This is a genomic window from Arthrobacter glacialis (assembly GCF_002909415.1).
Classification (GTDB): domain Bacteria; phylum Actinomycetota; class Actinomycetes; order Actinomycetales; family Micrococcaceae; genus Specibacter; species Specibacter glacialis.
In genome coordinates this window covers 1-3,448 of the sequence record NZ_PPXB01000027.1, presented here as the reverse complement: position 1 = coordinate 3,448, position 3,448 = coordinate 1, and the positions used below count along the sequence as shown (strand labels likewise).

The 3,448-nt window shown below is 58.4% G+C and carries 2 protein-coding genes and 2 pseudogenes; 1 reads left to right on the top strand and 3 read right to left on the bottom strand.

The window, feature by feature from the left end; all coding sequences use genetic code 11:
• Positions 1-239: 239 nt before the first annotated feature.
• Positions 240-794, bottom strand: a pseudogene (locus CVS28_RS19320) (SDR family NAD(P)-dependent oxidoreductase).
• Positions 795-841: 47 nt separating this feature from the next.
• Positions 842-1,054: a hypothetical protein gene (locus CVS28_RS20280; RefSeq protein ID WP_243399986.1), complete on the bottom strand. Its 213-nt coding sequence runs from the start codon at positions 1,052-1,054 to the stop codon at positions 842-844.
• Positions 1,055-1,368: 314 nt separating this feature from the next.
• Here CVS28_RS20280 and CVS28_RS19315 point away from each other — a divergent pair.
• Positions 1,369-3,129: pseudogene (locus CVS28_RS19315) on the top strand (AfsR/SARP family transcriptional regulator).
• Positions 3,130-3,146: 17 nt separating this feature from the next.
• Here the strand turns inward: CVS28_RS19315 and CVS28_RS20025 are convergent.
• Positions 3,147-3,448: hypothetical protein (locus tag CVS28_RS20025; protein WP_207797266.1), on the bottom strand; the 302-nt coding region annotated here is incomplete at its 5' end.

The window sequence follows — 3,448 nt, the reverse complement described above, 5'->3', positions numbered from 1 at the left end:
GGTAGAGGCCCCACACCACGGTGTGGGGCCTCCCTTCATTAAAACAACAAACTGACCCGCAGTAGCAGTCGAAAAACACGCCAAAAACACGTTTTTTCGACCACTACTGCGGGTCAGATGTTTAACACCACACGATCCGCCAGCCGGCCAGGTCCGGGGTGGTGGTTGGTGTGCCGGCACGGCCAGGCGCGGACCCAGTGGTGGCTGTTGGTTGCTGTGGCAAGCAGCAGCCCGATTTGTTAAAGCATGGCTGTCAGTACTCCTCCATCGACGCGCACGGCCGATCCGTTCGTGGCGGATGCTGCAGGGCTTGCCAAGAATGTGACCATGTTCGCGATCTCGGCCGGCTCTATGAAGCGTTCCAGGAGTGAAGTCTGGTTCGTCGCTATGATTGCCCTTTTCATCTCGTTGACTTTAGTAGCAGATTACTGCGCGAGGCCCTCGACCGCTTGAGCTGCACCGTCGGAGTACGTGGGTCCGCAAAGTACCGAGTTCACCGTCACACCGGTGCCCTTAGTGAGCGTGGCCAGGCCGTTTCCGACCGCCAGCATCGCCGTCTTTGTGGTGCCGTAGTGGATCATGTCGGCGGGGTTGTTGACTGCCGATTCAATGCTTACGAAAATGATCCGGCCCCATTCTCGATCCAACATTGCCGGCATCGAGTGCTTGGCGAGGCGCACTCCGCTGAGGACATTCACCTCGAAGTACATCCGCCAATCGTCATCCGAGATGAGCGCAAAAGGTTTCAACAAGAACAGTCCGACATTGTTGATCAGGATGTCGATGTCATCCAGTTCAGCGCATAGTCGTTCAGCCTGGCCGGGATCGGTGAAATCTGCCGCTACGCCACTGCCGCCGACAGTTTCACAGTGTCACGGCCGTTAGTCATTACGTCCACGCCCTCTGTTGCCAACGCTTTTGCTATTGCATAGCCGATGCCTTCGGCTGAGCCGCTTACGAAGGCCTTCTTGCCGGTGAGCTGCAGGTCCATGTCTATCTCCTTCACGTCGCATGCCGAAACTGCGACCGCATCCGGCGCCGGTATTTCCAGCACGGCTCCAATGTAACGATGCCACACGTGGATCAGCCGCCGATCAGCGGGAAGGCTTGCGAAGTGGAATGGGCGGGTGAGTTACCTTCGAATCCGTATCCCTGGGCCGATCGGTGCGGAGATCGACGGCAATTCTCCGCCCCAATCAAAAGCACGACATCGTGAAATCCGTGGTCCCGTGGTCCCTTGGTCTCTTGGTGGCGGCTCACGGTAGGACGGTCTCGACGGTCAGGCCGGTTGACGGGTTGTGGGAGGACGCCCCCACTGGCGCTGTGGTTCTCTGGCAGGTCGAGCATGCTGTTGATGCTGCAGGTGGAATGGGCTCGGAGGCGCGCGAATCGCTGTTGACCATGGCGCTGGCGGAGTGGCGAGGCAACGCTTTCGAGGAGTTCAGCAGCCGCCCCTGGACCAAGACCGAAAGGGCCTGGATAGCTGAACTGCGAGCAGGAGCAGTCGAGTAATTGGCAGAATCACGGCTTGCAATCGGTCGCCCGGAAGCAGTTGTCACGATGCTCGGTGCTCACATCGGCGAGCATCCATGGAGGGAAGAAGGTTGGAGGGTGCTCGCCCTCGCCCTGTATCGGTCTTCACGCCAGGCCGACGCTCTGGGTGTAATCGCCCAAGCCCGCTCAAATCTGCTGCAGGATTTGGGGTTTGAACCCAGTGATCGGTTGACTGAGCTGGAGAACGGCATCATGCGTCACGATCCTTCGTTGAACCTCGCCTACGACGGTGGTTGGATCCTGTCACGCACAGTCACTGCCAGTGCACGCACCGGTGCGCGATCCCAGCTCGAAAGTGTGGCAGTGCTTCTTCCAGTACTCGCAGTGTCCGGTTTCGTCGAGTTCGCGGCGGAACAAAGAATGTCAGCAATCGTTGCGGCCGAGCAGTTTGGTGATCCTGAATTGGCTGCACGTGTCACAGGTGGGTTCGATGTTCCCGGAATCTGGACACGATCGGACGATCCGATGCAGTCTGCATCGATCGTTGAGGCAGCATTTAGGACGCTCATGGTTCTGCCATCGGATACTTCGGACCGGGTGCGTGCGCGGCTGCTTGCCACGATTGCCATGGAGTCACGAGGCTCCGCGAGCCGGCTCGCGGTGGCCGAAGAGACGGAAAGAACCGCCCGACGGCTCGCCGATGCTCCGCTACTGTGCTTCGCGCTCAGCGCCTGCTACATGCAAACCTTCGACACGTCCGGATATGCGCTGAGACGAGAAGCAATCGGATCTGAGAGCCTTGCCATCGCTCTGGAAGCGGAGTTGCCGACTTTCGAAATCCAGGGGCGATTGATCAGGATGCAGGCACTTTGTGCACTCAATGATGTTGCCGCTGCCTCACAAGAGGCCGACAGTATTGACAAGCTCGCGGCCCGCTTCGACCGGCCGCTCGCTTCTCTCTTCACTGCTTGGTTTCGGTGGGCATTCATGCGCGGTCCGCAACCGGTAGGTGGAACTGAAATGCCTGGATTTAGGATCGGATTGAATGCCATCGCGAAACTGACAGCTGCCGTTCCCACTGGGACGGAGCTGCCTGACGGAGATTTTGGGCCCTACGAACCATGGTTCCGGCCCCTCCTTCTTGTCCGGAAGGGATCCCATGGAGAAGCCTCGGTAGCTCTCGATACTATTCCAGATCCGCCGCACGATCTGATGACCGAAGTGTCGTGGTTACTCATTGGGCTTGCTGCGATCGAGTGCGGAAACCGGACTACGTTCGTACCTTGCTCTCGTGCCGGCGGCCGGAGAACGCGCAAGTGGCAGTGGGGCCGTCGATTTGAGACCAATCGTGCCGTTACTGACCGAACTAGCCCTGTCTTTCACCATCGACGACCAGGTCTAGGCCGACCATCTGCTAATCGCCAAAGCTACAACCGACTTGCTCGATTGGTGGGGCAGCCGCATCGCGGTTGCTTCAAAAATCGTCCGTATTCGGCTCGCAGCAGACAGGCAGTGCCGGCGTCCGGTATCGACGGCCTCCAACTCAAGCTCAGCCGAACCGTATTCCTCGGCAGATCACCCGGACACAGAGCTGGAGCGAAAGTACGGCAGGAAACACTAGAGAAGAGATGGTGAGCAGTTCAGATACCGGGTCATGACAAATCGTCCTTGAATTGTTCGACTGAGATGAGCCTTTTGGGGCTTGCCTGCCATGCCACTAAACGTTGCAACGCAGCCGGACACGCAGCCGGCCACGCAGCAATGGACAGCAGCCCACGGCAGGTGCGCAGGGTCACACCGTTCCAGCTGGCTAAGTAGCGAAAAGGTGTGTATTGTTTTTCGAGTTGCCCCGCTCGTTGGGGGAACGAAAAACCCCCTACTTGATGCCGGTTTTCCGGTGTTTTTGTGGTGTTTTGGTTGGTTGGTTCGCTGTTTAGTGGATTTGCTTTTCTGA